The following is a 22855-nucleotide window of genomic DNA, read 5'->3' as shown; positions in this document are numbered from 1 at the left end:
TTTTTTACTTCAACATATCTTGTTTTTCTACCTTAGACATACGGAAGAAATTATATAATGCTTCTGCCGTTTTATAGTTCATAGAGTCCACCTTTGAAAGTTCATCAATGGATGCCTCTTTCATGGCCTCTAAACAATTGAAATGTGCCCACAAGGCTTTGCGGCGTTTAGGGCCAATCCCTTCTATATGATCTAAAATGGATTCCAAATTGCGTTTCCCCCGCAATTTACGATGGTACGTAATGGCAAAGCGATGAGCTTCATCACGTATTTGTTGAAGCAATTGAAGCTCTGGTGTGTGATGGCTTAAGATGATACTTTCAGATTGTCCTTCTACAAAGACCTCTTCAATACGCTTAGCTAAAGAGATAACAGGCACGTCGGTAACACCTACACTGCGAATCAACGGCAATGCTGCATTAAGCTGACCTTTACCACCATCGATAATAATGAGATCTGGCATAGGCCAATCTGTTTCATTACCATATCGTCGTTCCATAATTTCAGCCATAGACTTAAAGTCATCAGGTTTACCTTGTGTAGTTTTCAATTTAAAACGACGATACTCCTTCTTCGCAGGCTTACCGCCTTCAAATACAACCATAGATGCCACCGTTTCGGCCCCTTGTGTATGGGAAATATCGAAACATTCCATACGCTCTGGTAATCGCGGCAAGTCTAGGACTTCAGCTAATTTTTTAACAGCCCCACCAGTCTTATCAATTTGGTGTTGCCACTGACGGCGACGCTCTTCTAGGAAGGTTTCTGCATTCTCATGAGCCATCTTAATCATATCCATCTTATAACCACGCTGAGGCACAGATACGTCTACATTCTGACCTTTAAGCTGTGTAAACCATTCCTTTAACAAGTCTCTATCGGTGCTATCCATAGGTAATAATAGTTCCTTTGGAATGAAGTTTGTATCTCCATAGTATTGCTTGATAAAGTCCGTCATGATAGTTTCTTGACTATCTCCATCATGTTGTACAAAGTAGTTCTCACGGCCTAATAGTCGGCCACCGCGGATGAATAATAACTGTACGCAAGCCATTGATGTATCCACTGCAATACCTAACACGTCTAAGTCGCCACGCTGTGTAACCATACGCTGCTTTTCTTGAATTTTTTCTATACTAGTTAGCTGATCTCGATAGCGTGCTGCATCTTCAAAGCGTAAGTCTTCTGCAGCAAGCTCCATCTTCTCTTTAATTTCCTTCAGCAAAGGGATAGGCTTACCTTCAAAGAGCTCTATAATTTCATCAATATACTTTCCATAATCCGATACGGAAATCTTGTTAAAGCACGGTGCTTCACAGTAGTGCATATGATATTGCAAACATGGTCGCTCTACCCTCATAGACTTACATGTCCTGAGTGGATAGTACTGGCGTATTAATTTCAATACTACATGTACAGATGTTACATCTGTAAAAGGGCCAAAGTACTTGGCTCCATCGCGTTCTAGTCGGCGCGTCATATATACCCGTGGATAGTCCTCTTGTACTGAGATTTTTACGTACGGATACGTTTTATCATCACGAAGCCTAATATTGTATTTAGGTTCATGCTCCTTGATGAGCGTATTCTCTAAGATAAGCGCTTCCATCTCTGTCTTTGTTTGGATAATCTCCACATCTACGGCACGCTTCATCATAGCCGTAACCTTCGGCGCTCGGTTCGCATCATTACGCACATAGGAACGTACACGATTACGCAAATTAATAGCTTTACCTACATAGATGATACGATTATATTGATCGCGCCATAGATACACGCCAGGTGTAGTTGGTAGATGACTGACCTTCTCTAGTAATTCTTCAGATGGCATATGTCCTCCTTTCTTCGTAGATTTTTAAGTTTTGTACTCACTACTATTTCTTATTTTGAGCTGCTTTCATAAATTTCTTAGTCTGTTCTAAAACAGGGCCTAAGAATTTACCTGTATAGCTTTCTTTTACCTTAGCAATTTGCTCAGGTGTACCTGTCGCTACAATGGTACCACCACGATTACCACCTTCAGGACCTAAATCGATAATATGATCGGCCACCTTAATAACATCTAAGTTATGTTCAATAACAACAACTGTGTCTCCACCATCGACGAGCTTTTGTAGTACATCTAATAGTTTACGAATATCTTCAGCATGTAGACCTGTAGTTGGTTCATCAAGAATGTAAAGGGTTTTACCTGTACTACGGCGAGCCAGCTCAGTAGCTAATTTAACACGTTGAGCCTCACCACCAGATAATGTTGTGGCAGCTTGACCTAAACGGATATAACCAAGACCTACCTCTTGTAAGGTAATCATCTTACGATGAATTTTAGGGATAGCACTAAAGAATTCTACTGCATCATCTACAGTCATATCTAATACATCGGCAATGGATTTACCTTTATATTTTACCTCTAAGGTTTCTCGGTTATAACGTGCTCCTTTACATACCTCACAAGGTACGTATACATCTGGTAAGAAGTGCATTTCTATTTTAATGATACCGTCACCACGGCAAGCTTCACAACGACCACCTTTTACGTTAAAGCTAAAGCGACCTTGTTTATAGCCGCGCATCTTAGCCTCTGGTGTTTGGCTATATAATTCACGAATAGCATCGAATACACCAGTATAGGTAGCTGGATTAGAGCGCGGTGTACGGCCAATCGGACTTTGGTCGATATTGATGATTTTATCGATATGTTCAAGACCACGAATTTCTTTATGAGCCCCTACTTTGTGGTTAGAGCGATATAATTGATTAGCTAAACCTTTGTATAGAATTTCATTAATCAAGGTAGATTTACCAGAACCGCTGACACCAGTAACAACATTGAATAAGCCAATAGGGAATTTTACATTTACATTTTGTAAATTATTTTCCTTCGCACCGCGAATTTCAATACAGTTCTTACCTGGTTTACGGCGTTCTTCAGGAAGCGCTATAAACTTATGTCCACTCAAGTACTGACCCGTAATGGAATCTTTGACCTTCATCACTTCGTCTACCGTACCAGCTGCAATAATTTGACCGCCATGCTCACCTGCACCTGGACCAATGTCCACGAGATAGTCAGCCGCACGCATCGTATCTTCGTCGTGTTCTACAACGAGCAAGGTATTACCTAAATCACGCAAGCCTTTTAAGGTATCGATGAGTCGATCATTATCTCGTTGATGTAGCCCTATGGACGGTTCGTCTAAAATGTACAATACACCTACCAAACCAGAGCCGATTTGCGTAGCTAAACGAATACGTTGCGCTTCACCACCAGACAAAGTACCTGCACTACGGTTCATAGTAAGGTAATCGAGGCCTACATTATTGAGGAAGCCAAGGCGAGCATTGATTTCCTTCAAAATTTGAGCGCCAATCACTTGTTCCCGCTCTGTCAACTGTAACTTACCAAAGAAATCGAGTGCTTCTTTAATGGTCAATTGGGTCACTTCATTGATGTTCTTATCCCCTACGGTTATAGCTAATACTTCAGGTTTAAGACGAGCTCCATGGCATGTGGTACAAGGCTTAATGGACATAAATTTTTCAAACTCTTCACGCATAGAATCTGTAGAGGCTTCACTATGACGACGTTTTACCATCGGTAAAATACCTTCGTACTCAGTAAAGAATTCCTTCACTTCACCGCGCATATTTTCGTACGTGAAAGCCACCTTATCTGTCGTACCGTACATTACCTTTTTTTGCAAGGCTTTTGGCAATTCATCATAAGTAGAATCTAAAGAGTATCCATTAGCTTTTAATAGACCTTCTACTTGGCGCATAAACCATGCATTAGGGTTAGAGCTCAACGCTTGTACACAACCATCGGCAAAGGTAATAGATCCATCTGGAATAACGCGTTCTTCATCTACTTCCATGGTAGAGCCAATTCCCAAACAAGCTGGGCAGGCACCAAATGGACTGTTAAAGGAGAACATACGTGGTTCAATTTTCGGTAAGGAAATATGACAATCTGGACATGCAAAGTGTTGGCTATACATATGTTCAGGTCCATCTACCTCTTGGATAACTACAATGCCTTCTGCCCATTTTGATGCGGTCTCCATAGAGTCTGCTAAGCGAGATTCAATACCTTCTTTTACAACGAGACGGTCTACGACGATATCGATGGAATGTTTTTTATTTTTCTCTAATATAATATCTTCATCTAATGTACGTACAACGCCATCTACACGGGCACGAACAAAGCCTTCTTTTCGAAGTTGTTCAAAGACAGATTTATGCTCCCCTTTTTTTCCTTGAATCATAGGAGCTAATACTAAAATCTTAGTACCTTCTGGGAAGCTCATTACGTCATCTGTCATTTGTTGTATTGTTTGTTGTGTAATAGGCTTACCACATTCTGGACAATGGGCATGACCTACACGAGCAAATAATAGACGCAAGTAGTCATAAATCTCTGTTACAGTACCCACTGTAGAACGAGGGTTACGGCTTGTGGTCTTTTGGTCGATAGAAATTGCTGGAGATAAACCTTCAATATAGTCTACATCAGGTTTATCCATTTGTCCCAAGAATTGACGTGCATAAGCAGATAAAGACTCTACATAGCGTCGTTGCCCTTCTGCGTAAATTGTATCAAATGCCAAGGACGATTTACCAGAACCACTGAGGCCAGTCAAAACGATAAACTGATCTCGTGGTAAGGATATATCTATATTTTTAAGATTATGCTGACGCGCACCTTTTACTATCAATTGATCTTTCATTATGTTCCCTATTTAAAGAGATGATACCAATCGGCATCATCTCTCTGTTTACTAACATGAAATAATATATGTATATTATCGCACATATAGTCTATATAATCTATGTGTTTTGTTACAATCTATTTACTCTTTGAGCTAGTCCGCTTTCTACCTTTAGTTGATGCAGGTTTTTTTAACTTGCTTTCACCTGCACTATGCATATCGGACCATTGTTGACGTAGTTCCCCTAATTGATCACGAAGTTTTGCAGCCTTTTCAAATTCAAGCTGCTTTGCAGCGGCCTTCATTTGACGATCAAGCTCTTCAATTTTATTGAATAACTCTTCCGGCGTTATATCTGCCACCTTAGGCATAGATATATCTTGTGCATATGGTTCGTGTCCATGGTCCATACCCGTTGTAGAGGATTTCTTTTTCCCTTTCTTCGGTGAAAAATCCTTTCCATCGGTGACCATATCTTCTTCAATTTTCGTCAACTCAATAAGCTCTTTTACATCTTTAGAGACAGACTTAGGCGTAATATTATGTTCAATATTATAAGCCTCTTGCACAGCACGACGACGATCTGTTTCATCGATGGCGCGCTGCATAGAACCTGTTATACGATCAGCGTACATGATAACGTGACCATTCACATTACGAGCAGCACGACCAATAGTTTGAATCATAGCTGTATCAGAACGTAAAAAACCTTCCTTGTCTGCATCTAAAATCGCCACCAAAGAAACCTCTGGCATATCAAGACCTTCACGAAGCAAGTTGATACCAACTAGTACATCGAATACACCAGCCCGTAAGTCACGAATAATTTCAGCACGCTCAATAGTAACTATATCGGAATGAAGATAACGAACTCGTACACCCATTTCCTTCAAGAACTCGGTTAAGTCCTCAGCCATTTTTTTCGTTAAGGTCGTAACGAGAACACGTTCATTCTTAGCTGCACGCTTATGAATTTCTCCAAGCAAGTCATCCATTTGTCCCTTAATTGGACGAATTTCAATGGATGGATCTAATAAACCAGTAGGACGAATAATTTGTTCTGCAATATTCGTTTCTACTTCCATTTCATATGGACCAGGCGTTGCAGATACGTAAACAATTTGATTGATACGCTCCACGAACTCATCGAATTGAAGCGGTCTATTATCAAGCGCAGACGGCAAACGGAATCCATATTCAATAAGTGATTCTTTACGTGCACGGTCACCATTGTACATGGCACGTACTTGAGGAATGGTTACATGAGACTCGTCCACCATGATGAGGAAATCATCTGGAAAATAGTCTATCAATGTATATGGAGCCTCTCCAGCCTTACGTTCAGACATATGACGGGAATAGTTTTCGATGCCTGAGCAATAGCCCATTTCTTGCATCATTTCTATATCGTAACGGGTACGTTGTTCAAGACGTTGAGCCTCCAATAGACGGTCAGCAGCTTTCAACTTAGCTAATTGTTCGTCTAATTCAGCTTCAATACGCTCTACAGCAATACGCATCTTATCTTTCGTTGTTACATAGTGAGATGCTGGATAGACTGCAACGTGCTTACGCTCTGCAATGACTTCACCTGTTAAAGCATCTACCTCTACAAGGCGATCAATTTCGTCGCCGAAGAGTTCCACTCGAATGGCTCTTTCACTATACGCAGCAGGGAAAATCTCGATAGTATCCCCTTGTACACGGAAAGTACCGCGTATAAAGTTCATATCATTTCTCGTATATTGAATATCTACTAGTTTAGATAGAATTTCATCGCGAGATTTCGTCTGACCTAAGCGCAAGGACAACACAAGTTCAGAGTAGTCCTCAGGGTCACCTAAGCCGTAAATACAGCTCACAGAGGCAACGATGATCACATCGCGGCGCTCAAAGAGGCTCATCGTAGCGCTATGTCGCAGTTTATCGATTTCATCATTAATAGACGCATCCTTCTCGATATACGTATCGCTAGAAGGAATGTACGCCTCTGGCTGATAGAAATCATAATAAGACACAAAGTATTCTACCGCATTATTAGGAAAGAAGCTTTTAAACTCACTACATAGCTGCGCAGCTAAGGTTTTATTATGGGCAATAATCAGAGTTGGCTTTTGAACGGCCTCTATAACCTTAGCCATTGTAAAGGTTTTACCTGTACCAGTGGCACCGAGCAAAACTTGGGCCCATTCACCGCGTTCAATGCCTTCAGTTAAAGACTGAATCGCAGTTGGTTGGTCCCCTGTAGGCGTAAAGGGCGCCTCCACTTTAAATGGTTGGCCCCCTTCGTAATTATATGTATTATGTTTCATTACTGTTCATCCTGATGTTTACGGATAGCCTTTAATTCTTCCTCCGATAGACGACGGCCTGCATTTTCCGCTTGGTTCAATGTATCCTCACCTTCTAATACTTCGATGAGCATAGCAATGGAGAAGCGATCTAATGTAGGCGTAGTCTTTTGGATTTCATCAGCCATCATCCAATCTGATTCAGTATAGTTATTAATACGTTCTGTAATCTCTTCCCAGTTTGAAAGTAGCAATCTTGTAATAGGACGATATAATTCAATGCCGAAATACTCGATTAAGCTAACAATCTTTTCCATATTTTCTAGGCTAACATTACATTCATTTTTTTTATTTTCAGATTCTACATATTCAAGTAAGAATTCCCGGTTATATTTATTTGTCACCTTGAATCATTCCTTTATTAAATAGTGCATTAGCAAATTCTTTCGCATTAAACGGACGCAAGTCATCCATGCCTTCTCCAACGCCAATCCAGCGTACAGGTACACCTAGTTCCTCTTTAATAGAGATAACTACACCACCTTTTGCTGTACCATCAAGCTTAGTCACAACAATACCATTTACGGGTACTGCTTGGCCAAATAATTTGGCTTGACTTACTGCATTTTGACCTGTAGTACCATCAAGAACGAGCAATGTTTGATGTGGTGCTCCTTCTACGTGGTTATTCGCTACGCGGCCCATCTTTTTAAGTTCTTCCATAAGATTAACTTTAGTATGTAGACGACCTGCTGTATCGACGATAACAAGGTCTGCATTACGAGCTTTAGCGGCTTCCATTGCATCGTATACAACAGCTGCAGGATCAGCCCCTTCTTTATGTTTAACGATAGGTACACCTACGCGATCTGCCCAGATAGATAATTGATCAGCCGCAGCGGCACGGAATGTATCACCTGCAGCAATAATTACCTTTTTCCCTTCTTTAGTGTAATAGTTAGCTAACTTAGCGATAGTCGTAGTTTTACCAACACCATTTACCCCAACTACAAGGATAACCTCTGGGTGGTGAAGTGTAATTTCATCTTCTTGGTCAACTAACATTTCTGTGATGCGGTCTTCCATGAATGGCATTACATCACCAGTATTGTTAATAACACCTTCTGTTACACCACGACGAATTTCTTTCATCAAATATTCTGTCGTTTTAGGACCAAGGTCACTAGTAAGCATAACTGCTTCTAAATCATCTAAGAAATCATCATCGATTTGTGCATAACCAATAACGATACTTTCAACATTTTTTACAAAGGACTTACGAGTTTTCTCTAAGCCGTCTTTAATTTTATCAAAGAATCCAAATGCCATTATGCTAGATCCTCCTTCACATCTTCAAATGCTACTGTTAATAATCGCGATACGCCTCGTTCAACCATGGTCACCCCTTGTAAAACTTCGGCAGCTTCCATCGTCTTTTTACGGTGCGATACTACGATAAATTGTGTTTCTTTATTTACCCGATTTAAGTAAGAACTAAATCGTTCTACATTGGCTTCATCAAGAGCTGCGTCAACTTCATCAAGCACGCAGAACGGCGCAGGACGATAATCTAGGAACGAGAACAATAAAGCAATAACCGTAAGGGCACGCTCACCACCGGATAACAAGGTCAATTGTTGACGTTTCTTCCCTGGCGGCTGAATGTAGAAATCGATACCACCAGTTAAGATATTATCTGGATCAGTCAATACAATTTGAGCCGTACCACCGCCAAATAGTTGGCTAAATACCTCTTGGAATCTACGACCTACTACATCTAATACATCGTATAGCTGTGTACTCATAGCCTTGTCCATTTCAGCAATAACCGCTTGCAATTGCTCCTTCGCTGTATCTAAATCTACTAACTGTGTAGTTAAGAAGTCATAACGCTCTTTAGTTTCTTCATATTCTTCAACAGCGTTCGGATTGACTGGGCCTAGTTCGGCAATTTCTGCCATCAAGCGGGCCTGCTCATCCTTCCAATCGTTTACAGAACCTTCAATGCGAAGAGCCTGCGCATCTTCTAAAGTAAAGCCTAACTCTTGTAGTTCTTCTACAAAGCGCTCACAATCCATGCGATGACGAGTAATCTTACCTTCCATATCGACGAGTCGACCTTGAACGACTTTATATCGTTGGTTCAATCGATCTTGCTCACCGAGGATAGATTCCATCTCTTCACGTCCTGTAGATGTTTTATCATAAGCCTCATCGCGAAGTGCACGCAATCGTTCAACCTCTGCTGTAGCAGAAGCCAATTCTCGGTCTGCCAATTCTTTAGCTTTAGGTAGCTCCACTTCACAGCGCTCTGTAGTGCTAATCAGCAAATTACGTAACGGTGTTAAGCGCTCTACAATGTTAGTAATGGATTGATTGCGTTGTTCTCGCTGAGCTTCACGTTCCTTAATGGTTTGTCGCAACGCATCACAGGTGAGGCGTGCCTCTGTGAAAGCTTCATAAGCCTCTTGCTGTACCTTTTGTAATACAGTTAAACGCTCCATTAAGGCCCCTTGATTGCCGTCTACACCGTGGTCTTCTTGCAAAGAAGCCAATGCTGTTTCTTGGTCTTTCAAGTTAGCCGTTGTACTAGCTAAATCAATATCGATTTGTAATAAACGTTGCTCTTCTTCACAGAGAACACGTTTCTTACGCTCCATTTGATTTTGAATATTTTGTACCTTTGTTTCGCTAGCCACATACAGTAAGTTCGTATATTGGTAGCTTTCATCAAGGGTACCTCGTTCTTTTTCAGCCTCTTCAACCCGTTTTTCCAAGTTTTCTAAGCTAGCTGTTAAAGAACGAATTTGTTCTTCAATATGTACAAGCTCTTGTTCAAGGCTGGCAGCCTCTTCTTTACGACTCAAAACAGAAGCACGCTTACGCTTTGTAGCGCCACCTGTTAAAGAACCACCAGGTTGAAATTGTTCCCCTGTAAGCGTAACGATACGCAATTGTTGATTATATTTCTTCTGTAATCCAATGGCATCATCCATAGAGGACACTACCAACGTACGGCCTAATAAATATTGGAAAATATGAGCGTATGTATTATCAAAGGAAATACAATCAACAGCAGTACCGATTACACAACTTTCATGTAAAGCCGGTGTATCATAGGGTTTTCCTTTTACAGAATCCATCGGCAAGAAGGTTACGCGGCCACCTTGGATAGATTTCAAATAATTGACACCCTCCGCAGCAGCGCGAGCAGTAGTGGTCACAACGTGGTTAACACTACCCCCTAATGCCGTTTCGATAGCCGTAGTATATTTATCTTCTACCGTAAAGAGATCACCAACAGCACCTGTAATTTGTTCGCGCCAAGCTCCTTTACCGTTTAAGATATTCTTAGTACCTTCTAAATAGCCTTCATGTTGTTCTTCCCATTGGGCTAATAGTTCGATACGACCTTTAACACGCTGCTCTTGGGTACGTAATTTTTGTAATTCTTTGCGTTCTTCACGAGCTTGTAAGGCTGCTTCTTTACCGCCATCAACGAGGGCTTGTCGTTGTGCAGAAATAGCATTAAACTGTTGGCCTAATGTGTCAAATTCACCGCGAGCTGCTTGTAATTCACTATCTACTTGACCTATTTCAGCCTTTAAAACCTCACATTGTTTTGTAGACTCTTCCTTACGAGCTTCTAAGCTACGAATACTAGCCTTTGCAGTTTCAATAGCGCTCACAAGTTCTAACTGATGTTGCTCAAAGGCTTCTCGATTAGACTGCAAGGACTGGAACCTCGCTTGTTCAGCGCTAACATCTTCAACAGCTTTTTTATAATTAGACTCTAACTCTTCTAGCTTAGACTCTTTCTCTATTAATTGAGCACTTTCATCTTGAATCAATTGATTTAAAATGTGTAATTGTTGTTCTTCACCCTTCTTCGTAGCTTTCAATTCGCTAATACGCATAGATATTTCATCTAATTCGCGGTGAGCCGTCTTTAATTGCTCTTCTAACAAACGTAACTGGCCAGCTAAACGTTCTTCATCACGTTGCTTTTCCGTATACTGCGCTTCCCACAACTTTAACTGTTCTTGCTCTTTAGTGGAAGAGGATTGCAAGGTATAACGACGAGCTTCTAATTTGGACAATTCCGTTTGAAGATCAATCTCTTCATTCTTAAAGGAGATATTATCGTTTTCAAAGCGAGTTAATAGACGGTCTGATGTCTTATAATTATGAAAGCCTAATGCCCCGTCATAGTCGCGCTTTGTACGACTTAAGGTCATATATTTTTTAGTCTTTTCAGCCTTTTCAGACAAAGGTCCCAGTTGCTCTTCAATAGTAGCCATAACGTCGCGTACGCGTTCCATGTTTCTATCCGTACTAGCAATACGACGCAATGCATCTTCTTTATTGATCTTAAAACGAGAAATACCTGCTACATCTTCAAAGATCAAACGACGCTCTTCAGGCTTTGAATTCAAAATAGCATCAATGCGGTTCTGACCGATAATAGCCATTGAATCTTTCCCCAGGCCTGTATCAGCTAATAAAAGGTGAATATCCTTTAAACGACAAGATCGTTTATTGATAAGGAACTCACTTTCACCAGTACGATAAATACGGCGTGTAATAGCAACCTCAGCCATATCTACATCTAATTGATGGTCACTATTGTCAAATACAAGTGTAACCTCAGCTGCACTCATTGGTTTACGTTTTTCCGTACCAGAGAAAATAATATCCTCTGCTTTTTGACCACGTAAGTTACGGACATTGGATTCCCCTAAAACCCATTTCATAGCATCCGTAATATTACTTTTACCACTTCCGTTAGGTCCAATAACGGCAGTCATTCCTGGCGAGAATTTTACAACCGTTTTATCTGCAAACGATTTAAAGCCCTTTAATTCTAACCGAAGTAATTGCATGACTGCCTCCTTTCTACTAACAACCCCGAATAATCATATCTTTTATTATAACACATATTGTAGGCCATCAATACAGCAACGAACAGTATTTCTCGTACTATCTTCACACCAATCTATGCTAAATTGAGGATACGTTTTTTGGAAATATAAAATATTGCGATTTTTGAGACCTCGCACCTTTGATGTCAGGTTTCTAGGATAAGAAATTACAATCTTATGTTTCATCAAAACATCATCACTATCCGAATAAAATCTACATCCTACCTTATGGGTATGGTAACAATCAAAATAAGAAAAATTGTAATCATTTTGCTTTCCTAACAAATTTTCTGAAGAAAAATGTTCATCAATACATCTTTCAATACGTTGTGTATATTGTTCATTTACAACGAGCTCACCCATAGCAGGTTCATAGGGACCTGCTACCAAACTATTGCCTGAATCTAGCTCTTCCGTGCTTTGTAATCCTGTACGTATAACTTCAATATTATGCTGTTCAAACCATTCCTTTAAGAATGCACAATATTTAATAGCTTGTTCAGTACTTAATGGCTCATACTCACCAGATCTATATTGATCTGCTAATTCCGTATTTTCTATAACAAGAACAGGATAGATTCGTACAAAATCTGGTTCTAATTTAACTACAGCAATAGCGGTTTCTATAATGGTTTCCCAAGTTTCACCTTTTAATCCTGGTAAAAGCTGAACACCTACAGTCATTCCACGTCGCTTTAATCGCGGAACAGCATCTACTACCTCTTGTGCTGTGTGACCGCGCTTAGCATCGACTAAAATACCATCATTCATTGACTGTACGCCAAGCTCTACTGTTTTTACGCCATAGGATTGTAAGAACGAGATAGCCTCATCCCCAACAGCATCAGGACGTGTAGAGCAACGTATGCCATCGATTATATCCTGTTGTAACATCTCATAAGCTGGCGCTAATAAGATATGTTGCAAATCACGATGAATGGCTGTAAAAGAGCCTCCATAAAAGGCGACCTCCCAAAACTTATCATTTCTTTTTTTACCCACATAATCTGTAATCGTTTTTTTTATATAATCCGGTGTTAGGTGACTAATACCAGATTGGCCTGTAATACGGGACTGGTTACAAAATGTACATACATAAGGACACCCTACATGAGGTATAAAAAAAGGTATCATACCAAATGGTTTCATAGTCACTCTCCTTTCTTATATAAAATAAACTCAGTCAAAACCTTTTATATTAATATATTAAGATATAATGCTTTCGATACAACGATCAAACGATCATAAGATAAATATATTACTATTCTATATATTATTATACAGAAAAAAGCGCCATTAGGCGCTTTTCTATTTAGCCATTAACTTTTCTAACGTTAATTGAGCCGCATGTTGTTCTGCAATTTTTTTACTTTTACCAGAGCCTGCCTCGTAAGTAACACCATTGATTTCGACCACCATATAAAAGGTTTTTGCATGGTCGGGACCACTTTCACTGAGCAAACGATAGACGATATGTTTATCACCATCCCGTTGCACATATTCTTGTAACAAGGTTTTATAATCCTTGCCCCGTTTACCTTCTAAAGCTTGCTTGATATAAGTAATGAGATGTTTTAAAACGAAGTTCATCGCCGTTTGGTAATCTGTAGAAATATAGATAGCACCAATGAGAGACTCAAAGGTATCCGCTAAAATAGAATTACGATTATTACCACCAGAAGCACATTCACCATGACCGAGCAATAAATATTGCCCCAATTGCAAAGAACGACTTACAGATGCTAAAGAATCCTCACACACTGTAGCGGCCTTAATTTTCGTCAAATTACCTTCGGCCATGTCTGGATATGTCTTAAATAGGTATTCCCCAATAATAAGATCCAAAACAGCATCGCCTAAAAACTCTAATCGCTGATTGTGATTAATATGCTTTGATTTATGTTCATTCGCATAAGATGTATGTGTAAAGGCACAATCGATAATGGATATATCTGACACAGGTATGTCTAAACGAGCAACAAGCCCATGAAGAGATTCTTCACGAGCTTGTGTCATCTTACTCTTATGCGCTTCGATAGCAGCCATTAATCTTCATAACGGCGTACGCAAAGTGTACCGTTATGACCGCCAAAACCAAAAGAGTTGGAAAGAGCACATTTGACTTGAAGATCACGTGCACCTTCGCGAACATAGTCTAGATCCAAACCTTCATCAGGATTGTCACAGTTGATTGTAGGGTGAATTTTACCAGTTTCGATAGCCATCGCCATAACGATAGTTTCGATAGCACCAGCAGCACCTAACAAGTGACCTGTCATGGATTTTGTAGAATTAACAGCGATATCTTTTGCATGATCGCCGAACAATTCTTTAATAGCCAATGTTTCATTTTTATCATTTAGTCCAGTAGATGTACCATGAGCATTGATATAGTTAACGTCTTTAGGAGCGATACCTGCATCTTTAATTGCTAATTCCATACATTTACGAGCTTGTACACCACCTGGAGCTGGCGCAGTGATGTGGTAAGCATCACCATTAGTACCATAACCTACTACTTCAGCGTAGATGTGAGCACCACGAGCTTTAGCGTGTTCTAATTCTTCAAGAACTACGATACCAGAACCTTCACCCATTACGAAACCATCACGATCACGATCAAATGGACGAGATGCTTTTGTTGGTTCGTCATTGCGTGTAGACATAGCTTTCATAGCCGCAAAACCAGCTACAGCAGCTGGGGATACAGCCGCTTCAGTACCACCAGCGAACATGATATCAGCATCACCACGTTGGATGATACGGAAAGCATCGCCAATAGCATTTGTACCAGAAGTACAAGCTGTCACGTCTGTAATAACAGGGCCTTTAAGACCAAGGCGAATGGATACGCGTGCAGATGTCATATTTGCAATCATCATAGGAACTGCAAATGGGCTTACACGGCCAGGACCTTTTTCGAATAATGTTTCATATACTTCATGGATAGAGTCGATACCACCAATACCAGTACCAACAACAGTACCACAACGATCTAGATCTTGTTTATCCAAGTCAAGATCAGCATCTTCACAAGCAAGAACAGCAGCGCCGATAGCCAATTCTACAGAACGGTCCATACGACGAGCTTCTTTTTTGTCTACGCCATAATTTGTAACATCAAAATCTTTTACTTCACCAGCAATACGCGTTGCATATTCAGATGCATCAAAGCGTGTAATTGGCCCAATACCAGATTGACCTGCCAATAACGCATTGTAAAAGTTCTCTTTACCGATACCTACAGGAGTCACTGCCCCTAAGCCAGTAATTACTACACGTTTTTCCAATTATTCCACCTCTTATAGCTATACAGCCCTTTTAAATTAATCAATCTCTGCTACTTGCTGTTTGAGTTGAGCAAAGATATCTTTAACTGGCATAATCTTGTCGACTTTTCTCATATTATTGCCAGAGAACACTAAACCTGTTTCCACATCACCTTGTTGTGCACGAGAAAGAGCACGGATGATACAGAATTTATGGGAACAATGTTTCAAACAGTTATCACACACCGTTGGAGGTGCTACAGTACCGTCTAATACAGATTCAGCAAATTTATTTTTAATTGCTTGTCCAGGCAAACCTACAGGACTTTGAATTAATACAATGTCCTCGGGATTAGTAGCCCGTACGTACATTTTTTTCAATTCGTCAGATGCATTACATTCATCAGAAGCAGCAAAACGACTACCCATTTGAACGCCACTAGCACCTAATTTCAACATTTCTACAATGTCACGACCATCAAGGACACCACCAGCACCAATAACTGGAATGTTTTTAACAGCAGCTACAACTTCTGGAACGATGTCTCGAGCAGAACGATCCGTACCTAAGTGACCACCAGCTTCACAACCTTCTACGATTACTGCTGCTGCACCTAAACCTTCAGAAATGCGAGCTAATTTTGCGGACGAAACAATTGGTACAATCGGAGTACCAGACTCTTTGCCCATTGCGAACATATCTCTTGAAAAACCAGCACCTGCTACTACAAGATCAATGCCCTCTTCGATGGCAGTTTTCACTAAGCCAGCAAATTGTGTTGCGGCTACCATCGCATTTATACCAATAATACCCGTAGGTGATAATTTTCTAGCTAATTGTATTTCGTATCGTAATTCATCAAACGGCAAACCGGATGCTGCAATAAGGCCGATACCACCTTCATTTGCAACGGCTGCTGCCAAGCGAGCTGTAGACAATCTAATCGCCATACCACCTTGAATAATAGGTACTTTGGCCACTAGATTCCCAATGCGAAGTTCAGGGAGCTTCACTATCAAATCCTCCTGTAAATAAAACCGGTTGGGAGGCCACTCGGCCTCCCGTACGGCTGAATTGTCAGCTTTACAGCTTATTTAGCAGAATCAATATATTCTACTGTATCCTTAACGGTTTTGATTTTTTCTGCAACATCGTCAGGGATTTCAACATTGAATTCTTCTTCGAATGCCATGATCAATTCAACGATATCTAAGGAGTCAGCGCCTAAGTCGTCGATGAATGTAGAATCAATGGTAACTTCAGCTTCATCAACGCCTAATTGTTCCACAACGATTGCTTTTACTTTATCGAAAGTGTTCATTGGTGGTTCACCTCCTTTCAAAGTGTATTTATATATAGTCTAATTTTGAAACTACATCACCATACCGCCATCTACATTGATGACTTGGCCTGTAATATAGTTAGCAAAATCGCTAGCAAGGAATGTTGCTACTGTCGCTACTTCTTCAGCATTAGCCATACGGCCCAATGGAATTTCTGCAACCATAGCTTCTTTAACTTTTTCTGGTAATACATCAGTCATATCAGTATTGATAAATCCTGGTGCAATAGCATTAACAGTAATGCCACGACTTGCTAATTCTTTAGCACAGGATTTAGTAAAACCAATTACACCAGCTTTAGATGCTGCGTAGTTAGTTTGACCCGCATTGCCCATAACACCTACAACAGATGTCATATTGATAATATGACCGGAACGTTGTTTCATCATGATTTTAGATACTGCTTTAGTTACTAAATATACACCTTTAAGGTTGATATCTATAACAGCATCAAAATCTTCGTCTTTCATACGCATTAATAAACCATCACGCGTAATACCCGCATTATTTACGAGAATATCAATGTGACCAAACTCTTTATGAGCTTCTTCCACCATAGCTACAACTTCATCAGCATTAGCTACATTAGCTTTAATTTTAATGGCTTTACGGCCTAAAGCTTGTACAGCTTCAACAGTTTCTTGAGCTGCACCTTCGCTACCGCTATAGTTAACCACCACATCAGCACCAGATTGTGCTAAATTGATAGCTACAGCGCGACCAATGCCACGGGATGCGCCAGTTACAATGGCTACTTTACCCTCTAAATGCATTTTATCGAACCCCTTTCAAAAATTCAAGCGTTTTCTCTAAGGATGCAATGTCTTCAACATTGGCTAATTCCATATCTTTATTGATCTTTTTAGTAAAGCCAGTAAGTACTTTACCAGGACCTACTTCAACGAATCGAGTTACACCAAAGTTAACCATTTCAGCTACGCAGTCTTCCCACAATACAGGGTTTGCAGCTTGTGTAACTAAGGATTCTTTAATATCGTTTGCATCAGTCAAAATTTTACCTGTCACATTTGCCACTACAGGAATTTGAGCATCGCTCACTTGGATTTTATCCAACTCTTCTTTTAAACGAAAAGCTGCAGGTTCCATCAAACGGCTGTGGAATGGAGCACTTACAGGAAGCATAACAGCACGTTTTGCACCGGCTTCTTTCATCTTTTCTGCTGCAGTTTCTACCGCTGCTGTTTCACCAGCAATAACAATTTGACCTGGGCAGTTGAAGTTAACTGCTTGTACAGAACCAACAGAATCGTTAACCTCTTTACAAATTTCTACAACTTGTTCACGAGGTAAAGCCAAAATTGCTGCCATAGCACCTTGACCCAATGGCACAGCTTCTTGCATATATTCACCGCGTTTATGAACAACATACACAGCATCTTTAAAGTTCAATACACCTGCCGCTACAAGAGCACTGTATTCACCAAGACTATGACCACCTACGATATCAGGTGTAAAGCCTTGTTCTTTAAGAACTTCATAGCAAGCTACAGATGCTGTCAAAATAGCCGGTTGTGTATTAGCTGTTTTAACAAGTTCAGTATCAGGGCCTTCAAAGCACAATTTGGAAATAGAATAACCAAGCGCTTCGTCAGCTTCTTCAAAACGTTGTTTCACAATAGGATATGCATTGTACAAATCTTGCAACATGCCTACTTTTTGGGAACCTTGACCAGGAAAAACAAATGCTGTTTTCATAATGGCCTCCTTATTTACCAAGACCTTGAAGGTTTTTAATTACAGTTTCAGTTTCAGCCATGATATCTTTGATAATAGTTGCACATGGCTTAACATCTGTTAACATACCAGAGATTTGACCAATCATTACAGAGCCTTCTTTTACATCACCTTCAATAGCAGCTTTACGAAGAGTGCCTGCACCTAAGTTTTCTAATTCCTCTTTAGAGCCGCCACTAAACTCAAGGGATTTATATTTATGCGCCAATGCATTATCAATGATACGTACAGGATGACCTGTTGTTAAACCAGTCATAACTGTAGCGCGATCTTTTGCTTTCAATACTGCATTTTTATAGTTTTCATGAGCAATACATTCTTCAGATAATACGAAGCGTGTACCCATTTGTACTGCATGAGCACCCAATGCAAAGGCTGCAGCCACACCACGACCATCAGCAATACCACCAGCTGCAATAACTGGTACATCTACCGCATCTACAACTTGAGGAATCAATGCCATAGTGGTAATATCACCTACATGACCACCAGACTCAGTACCTTCTGCGATAATTGCATCAATACCACCACGTAATAAGCGTTTTGCAAGTAATACGGAAGCAACTACAGGGATTACTTTTGTACCAATTTCTTTTAAAGCAGGAATATAAACACCAGGATTACCAGCACCTGTTGTAATTACAGGAACGCGTTCGTCCACTACTACTTCCATAACTTCTTTAACAAATGGCGACATAAGCATAATATTACAACCAAATGGTTTGTTTGTACGCTCTTTTAATTTATGAATCTCATTGCGGAAAATATCAGGAGGCATATGACCAGCTCCAATAATACCAAGGCCACCAGCCTCGGAAACAGCTGCCGCTAATTCTGCAGTACCGAGCCAAGCCATACCACCTTGTAAAATTGGGTACTCAATCTGCAATAAATCACAAATATCAGTCTTAATCATCTTAATGAATCCTCCTTAATACCATTTCAAGACAAGGCTAGCCCATGTTAGGCCTGCACCAAATCCTGCAAACGCAACATTATCGCCGCGTTTAAAACGTCCTTCACGATTAGCTTCATCCAAAGCTATAGCTACAGACGCGGCGGATGTATTACCATACTTATGTAAATTAACAAATACTTTTTCCATCGGCATACGTAAGCGTTTTGCTGCCGAATCAATAATACGAATATTAGCTTGATGAGGAATGAAAAAATCCAACTCATTAAGTTCCATTCCAGCTTGTTCTAAAGATTTTAAAACAGTACGCCCCATCGTTTTAACAGCAAATTTATATACTTCCGGTCCATCCATATGAATAAATGTTAAACCTTCTTCAACTCGTTGATCATTAGCAACTACAGCTGTACCACCAGCAGGAATGCAAAGAGATGGACCGCCAGTACCATCGGCCCCCATATCAACACCTTTAATACCGTACCCCTCAGGAACTTCGGATACTACAGCAGCTCCTGCACCATCACCAAAAAGGATACATGTACCACGATCATGCCAATTTACTCGACGAGAAAGAATTTCAGCCCCTACAACGAGTACCTTTTTATATAAACCGGAGCTAATATAGCTAGCTGCAGTAATCAATCCATAAACAAAGCCAGAACATGCAGCTTGTAAATCATAGGCCGCTGCATTCTTAGCTCCTAAATTCGCTTGTAATACACAAGCCGCTGAAGGAATAATCATATCTGGTGTTAAGGTAGCAAAAATAATCATATCAATGTCTTCTGCGCTAACCTTAGCCATTTGCATAGCCTTCTTGGCCGCCTCAGTAGCCATATAGGATGTATTCATACCTTCCGGTGCAATGCGTCTTTCTTCGATACCAGTACGCTCTCTAATCCATTGATCATTTGTATCAACCATTTTCTCAAGATCAAAGTTTGTTACTACATTGTCAGGAAGGAAGCTCCCAGTACCAATGATTCCTACCGGTTTACTCATCATAGTCATACTTCAAGGCTCCTTCAATATCCATTGTTTCTCTTATATGTTGAATAATCTTACGTTCTACTAAATCACCAGCAATTTCTATAGCAGTTTTAATCTCTTTAGCTTTAGAGCTACCATGGGCAATCATAAACACCCCGTTAACCCCTAGCAATGGAGCACCCCCATTTTCTGTGTGATCCAAGCGTTTAGCCATCTTCTTTAAAGCTGGCTTAACTAGAATAGCACCAATTTTGGCAAAGATACTTCCCGCCATAATACTATCCTTTACTAACTGTGTAAGGCCTGTTACCAAGCCTTCTGCGAATTTTAGGACCACATTACCTACGAAGCCATCACAAACGACAACGTCGACAACGCCTTTCGGAATATCTCTGCCTTCGATGTTTCCTCTAAAATTAATAGTCTTCATACGTTCCAAAATTGGGTAGGTGGCTAAAACGACATCGTTCCCCTTAGTAGCTTCTTCACCAATATTAAGTAACCCTACTGTAGGCTCTTCTTTTCCTAATAAAAGCTTGGCATACTCAGAACCCATTAACGCACCTTGAACAAGATGTTTAGGTTTGCTATTAGAGTTCGCACCAGAGTCTAGCATAACAGTAATACCACTAACGGTTGGCATTGGCGTAGCGATAACTGGGCGATCAACCCCCTTAATACGACCAAGTCCAAACAAAGCTGCCGCGACGGCTGCACCTGTACTACCTGGAGCAATAACAGCATCACAAATATTTTCACGAACTAAAGATGTCGCAACTACAACAGACGCATCTTTTTTCTTCCGCAACGCTTGTCCTGGATGCTCATCCATACCTATTACCTGACTAGCATGTTGTATAGAAATACGTGGATTTTTAGCTTCATTATTAGCTTCTAATATATTAAAAATTTGCTGCTCATCACCGACAAGCACCACATTAATATGTTCATTTGCTCGTACGGCTTCAATGGCTCCTAGTACAGTCTCCAATGGAGCAAAGTCGCCACCCATGGCGTCTATTGCAATTTTCATAATCTACACCCTATTCTCTACGGATTCCATAATAAATTTTGCGCGAAATACTTCTTTTATTTTATCTCTTATAATGACCCAAATAAAGAACTTATTACCACGACGACGTACAATTTCTGCTTTTGCCACCAAATTGGTACCAGCCCCTACTGGGTTCTTGTATTTTATATTTCCAACCTCTGCAGAACAAACGGTAGTTCCTAAGACTACCTTTGCGAGGGAATTCGCTTGCGCATATAAATACTGTGGTTCTACATGTCCAAATCGATCTGCCATATCAGCCGTAGTACGCAACATAGACAATGCTTGCTGACCTTCTGTGACATCAATCAATTCTCCAACCACTTCATACGGTACATGTTCTACCATCTCTTGTGATTGACCTGTAGCCATGACGCGTATGCGTTCACGCAATTCAGGAATCCCCAACTCTAGTCGATCAAGTCGAATAGTTGGCACACTTACATTAAAGTGTGTTGCCAATTCTTCATCAGTAAGAAATGGCGTAATATTCAGTTTTTCTTGTAACTGTTTTTGTCGCTCTTGCTTCTTTAACCGACTCATGGGACCACCTTTTATGACCTAGTATTAATATTACATCCTAAGTATATACAATAATCCCCCTATTGGCAAGGCTTTTCATACATATAGTAACAGATTTTCTCATATATACTAAATATAGTTGTTATTTTATATTTGAGTATCTTTTTGTTTATAAAAGTATAAAAAATGCCACTATTTTATAAGTTTATATTACTATAAAATAATGGCACTGACTAATACATATCAAGTATATTAAATTATAAATATTACTAAAAAAGGCGCCTACTAAAGTAGGCGTCTTTTTACTAGCTCACATATTAAGCATTAGCTACTACTTGCTCACCTTTATAGTGACCACATGTAGGGCAAACACGATGAGGCATCTTAGGTTCGTGGCATTGTGGGCATGCTACATAACCAGGAGCTTCTAATTTCCAATTAGCACGACGGCGATCGCGACGGCATTTAGACAATCTACGCTTAGGTACTGCCATTATCTGCACCTCCTTAGTACAATCATTAGGACAATCTATCATCTTTCTCATCAAGCAAAGCACGTAACTCTGCAAATCGAGGATCCACCACAAAGGATTCACAAGAACAAGGTGAAACATTTAAATTTGCTCCGCAATGAACGCACAATCCTTTGCAATCATCCTGACATAACACTTGAGAGGGCTCATTGATGATTAATGTATCCCTAATTAGTTCTGTTAAGTCAATTTCCTCTCCATCGAAAGGAATCACATCTTCAGTAGTGTCTCTAGAATCACTAAAGATTTCCTCAAAGAAATCCTTACGATCATGCTCAGTTGCAGTTAAACAACGAGAACATTCGTAATCACCTTTAGACTCTATCAAACCTTGAACGATGTAATTTTGACCATCAAACCAAAACTCACCATTAATGGTTATATCATGACGGCTCCAAGGAAAAGCAGTTACGTCACCAAGCTCAGAGGTTGGTATCGTATAGCTATAAGGAAATTTCTTTCCTATATGTTCTTTTGCTTGCTCTACTTGCAGTTTCATAATCTTACCTCGACTCATAATATTATAAACATGACATAGTGCTTTGTCAAA

At 40.2% G+C, this 22855-nt stretch carries 19 protein-coding genes; all 19 read right to left on the bottom strand.

Annotation, left to right across the window (positions count from 1 at the left end; translation table 11 throughout):
• Positions 1 to 4: 4 nt before the first annotated feature.
• The 19 genes from uvrC to RWP19_RS07080 all read right to left on the bottom strand — a co-directional run bounded on the left by uvrC (position 5) and on the right by RWP19_RS07080 (position 22804).
• Complete coding sequence (gene uvrC, locus RWP19_RS07170; protein ID WP_314357086.1) at positions 5 to 1831, bottom strand: excinuclease ABC subunit UvrC; 1827 nt, start codon at positions 1829 to 1831, stop codon at positions 5 to 7.
• A 43-nt stretch (positions 1832 to 1874) separates the two neighbouring features.
• Positions 1875 to 4727 (bottom strand): excinuclease ABC subunit UvrA, encoded by a 2853-nt coding sequence (uvrA, locus tag RWP19_RS07165; RefSeq protein ID WP_314357085.1) that lies wholly within the window; start codon positions 4725 to 4727, stop codon positions 1875 to 1877.
• 119 nt (positions 4728 to 4846) lie between these two features.
• The gene (gene uvrB / locus RWP19_RS07160) at positions 4847 to 7021 is read right to left on the bottom strand and encodes an excinuclease ABC subunit UvrB (protein WP_314357084.1); all 2175 of its coding nucleotides are present in this window, start codon (positions 7019 to 7021) and stop codon (positions 4847 to 4849) included.
• Positions 7021 to 7404: a hypothetical protein gene (locus RWP19_RS07155; protein ID WP_105085452.1), complete on the bottom strand. Its 384-nt coding sequence runs from the start codon at positions 7402 to 7404 to the stop codon at positions 7021 to 7023. Before RWP19_RS07155 ends, uvrB begins: the two co-directional genes overlap by 1 nt.
• The gene (gene ftsY, locus RWP19_RS07150; protein ID WP_295210465.1) at positions 7394 to 8329 is read right to left on the bottom strand and encodes a signal recognition particle-docking protein FtsY; all 936 of its coding nucleotides are present in this window, start codon (positions 8327 to 8329) and stop codon (positions 7394 to 7396) included. Before ftsY ends, RWP19_RS07155 begins: the two co-directional genes overlap by 11 nt.
• Entirely contained in the window at positions 8329 to 11883 is a 3555-nt protein-coding gene (smc, locus tag RWP19_RS07145; RefSeq protein WP_314357082.1) for a chromosome segregation protein SMC, read from the bottom strand. Before smc ends, ftsY begins: the two co-directional genes overlap by 1 nt.
• 45 nt (positions 11884 to 11928) lie before the next feature.
• Positions 11929 to 13071, bottom strand: coding sequence for a radical SAM protein (locus RWP19_RS07140; RefSeq protein ID WP_314357081.1), 1143 nt, complete (start codon positions 13069 to 13071; stop codon positions 11929 to 11931).
• 159 nt (positions 13072 to 13230) lie between these two features.
• Entirely contained in the window at positions 13231 to 13968 is a 738-nt protein-coding gene (gene rnc, locus RWP19_RS07135) for a ribonuclease III (protein ID WP_314357079.1), read from the bottom strand.
• Positions 13968 to 15212 (bottom strand): beta-ketoacyl-ACP synthase II, encoded by a 1245-nt coding sequence (gene fabF, locus RWP19_RS07130; protein WP_314357077.1) that lies wholly within the window; start codon positions 15210 to 15212, stop codon positions 13968 to 13970. The genes rnc and fabF overlap by 1 nt, the downstream gene beginning before the upstream one ends.
• 36 nt (positions 15213 to 15248) lie before the next feature.
• Positions 15249 to 16205: a nitronate monooxygenase family protein gene (locus RWP19_RS07125; protein WP_009372047.1), complete on the bottom strand. Its 957-nt coding sequence runs from the start codon at positions 16203 to 16205 to the stop codon at positions 15249 to 15251.
• A gap of 77 nt (positions 16206 to 16282) precedes the next feature.
• A complete protein-coding gene (locus RWP19_RS07120; protein ID WP_004693441.1) occupies positions 16283 to 16513 on the bottom strand; it encodes an acyl carrier protein in 231 nt (76 codons plus the stop codon).
• Positions 16514 to 16564: 51 nt separating this feature from the next.
• Positions 16565 to 17308, bottom strand: coding sequence for a 3-oxoacyl-[acyl-carrier-protein] reductase (gene fabG / locus RWP19_RS07115; protein WP_314357076.1), 744 nt, complete (start codon positions 17306 to 17308; stop codon positions 16565 to 16567).
• Between the two features lies 1 nt (position 17309).
• Entirely contained in the window at positions 17310 to 18251 is a 942-nt protein-coding gene (gene fabD, locus RWP19_RS07110) for an ACP S-malonyltransferase (protein WP_314357075.1), read from the bottom strand.
• 10 nt (positions 18252 to 18261) lie between these two features.
• Positions 18262 to 19206 carry an enoyl-[acyl-carrier-protein] reductase FabK gene (gene fabK, locus RWP19_RS07105; protein WP_295210555.1) on the bottom strand — a complete coding sequence of 315 codons (945 nt, stop codon included), beginning with the start codon at positions 19204 to 19206 and terminating at the stop codon, positions 18262 to 18264.
• A 15-nt stretch (positions 19207 to 19221) separates the two neighbouring features.
• Positions 19222 to 20217 carry a beta-ketoacyl-ACP synthase III gene (locus tag RWP19_RS07100; RefSeq protein ID WP_295258330.1) on the bottom strand — a complete coding sequence of 332 codons (996 nt, stop codon included), beginning with the start codon at positions 20215 to 20217 and terminating at the stop codon, positions 19222 to 19224.
• Entirely contained in the window at positions 20201 to 21229 is a 1029-nt protein-coding gene (gene plsX, locus RWP19_RS07095; protein ID WP_295258327.1) for a phosphate acyltransferase PlsX, read from the bottom strand. Before plsX ends, RWP19_RS07100 begins: the two co-directional genes overlap by 17 nt.
• Before the next feature lie 3 nt (positions 21230 to 21232).
• Entirely contained in the window at positions 21233 to 21793 is a 561-nt protein-coding gene (gene fapR / locus RWP19_RS07090; protein WP_295210548.1) for a transcription factor FapR, read from the bottom strand.
• A 296-nt stretch (positions 21794 to 22089) separates the two neighbouring features.
• The gene (gene rpmF, locus RWP19_RS07085; protein ID WP_004693428.1) at positions 22090 to 22266 is read right to left on the bottom strand and encodes a 50S ribosomal protein L32; all 177 of its coding nucleotides are present in this window, start codon (positions 22264 to 22266) and stop codon (positions 22090 to 22092) included.
• A 25-nt stretch (positions 22267 to 22291) separates the two neighbouring features.
• On the bottom strand, positions 22292 to 22804 hold the full coding sequence (locus RWP19_RS07080) for a DUF177 domain-containing protein (RefSeq protein ID WP_314357073.1): 513 nt from the start codon (positions 22802 to 22804) through the stop codon (positions 22292 to 22294).
• Positions 22805 to 22855: the final 51 nt, after the last annotated feature.

Source organism: uncultured Veillonella sp. (genome assembly GCF_963522475.1).
Classification (GTDB): domain Bacteria; phylum Bacillota; class Negativicutes; order Veillonellales; family Veillonellaceae; genus Veillonella.
The sequence above is the reverse complement of the archived record's forward strand: the minus strand, read 5'-3'. Positions and strand labels throughout refer to the sequence as shown.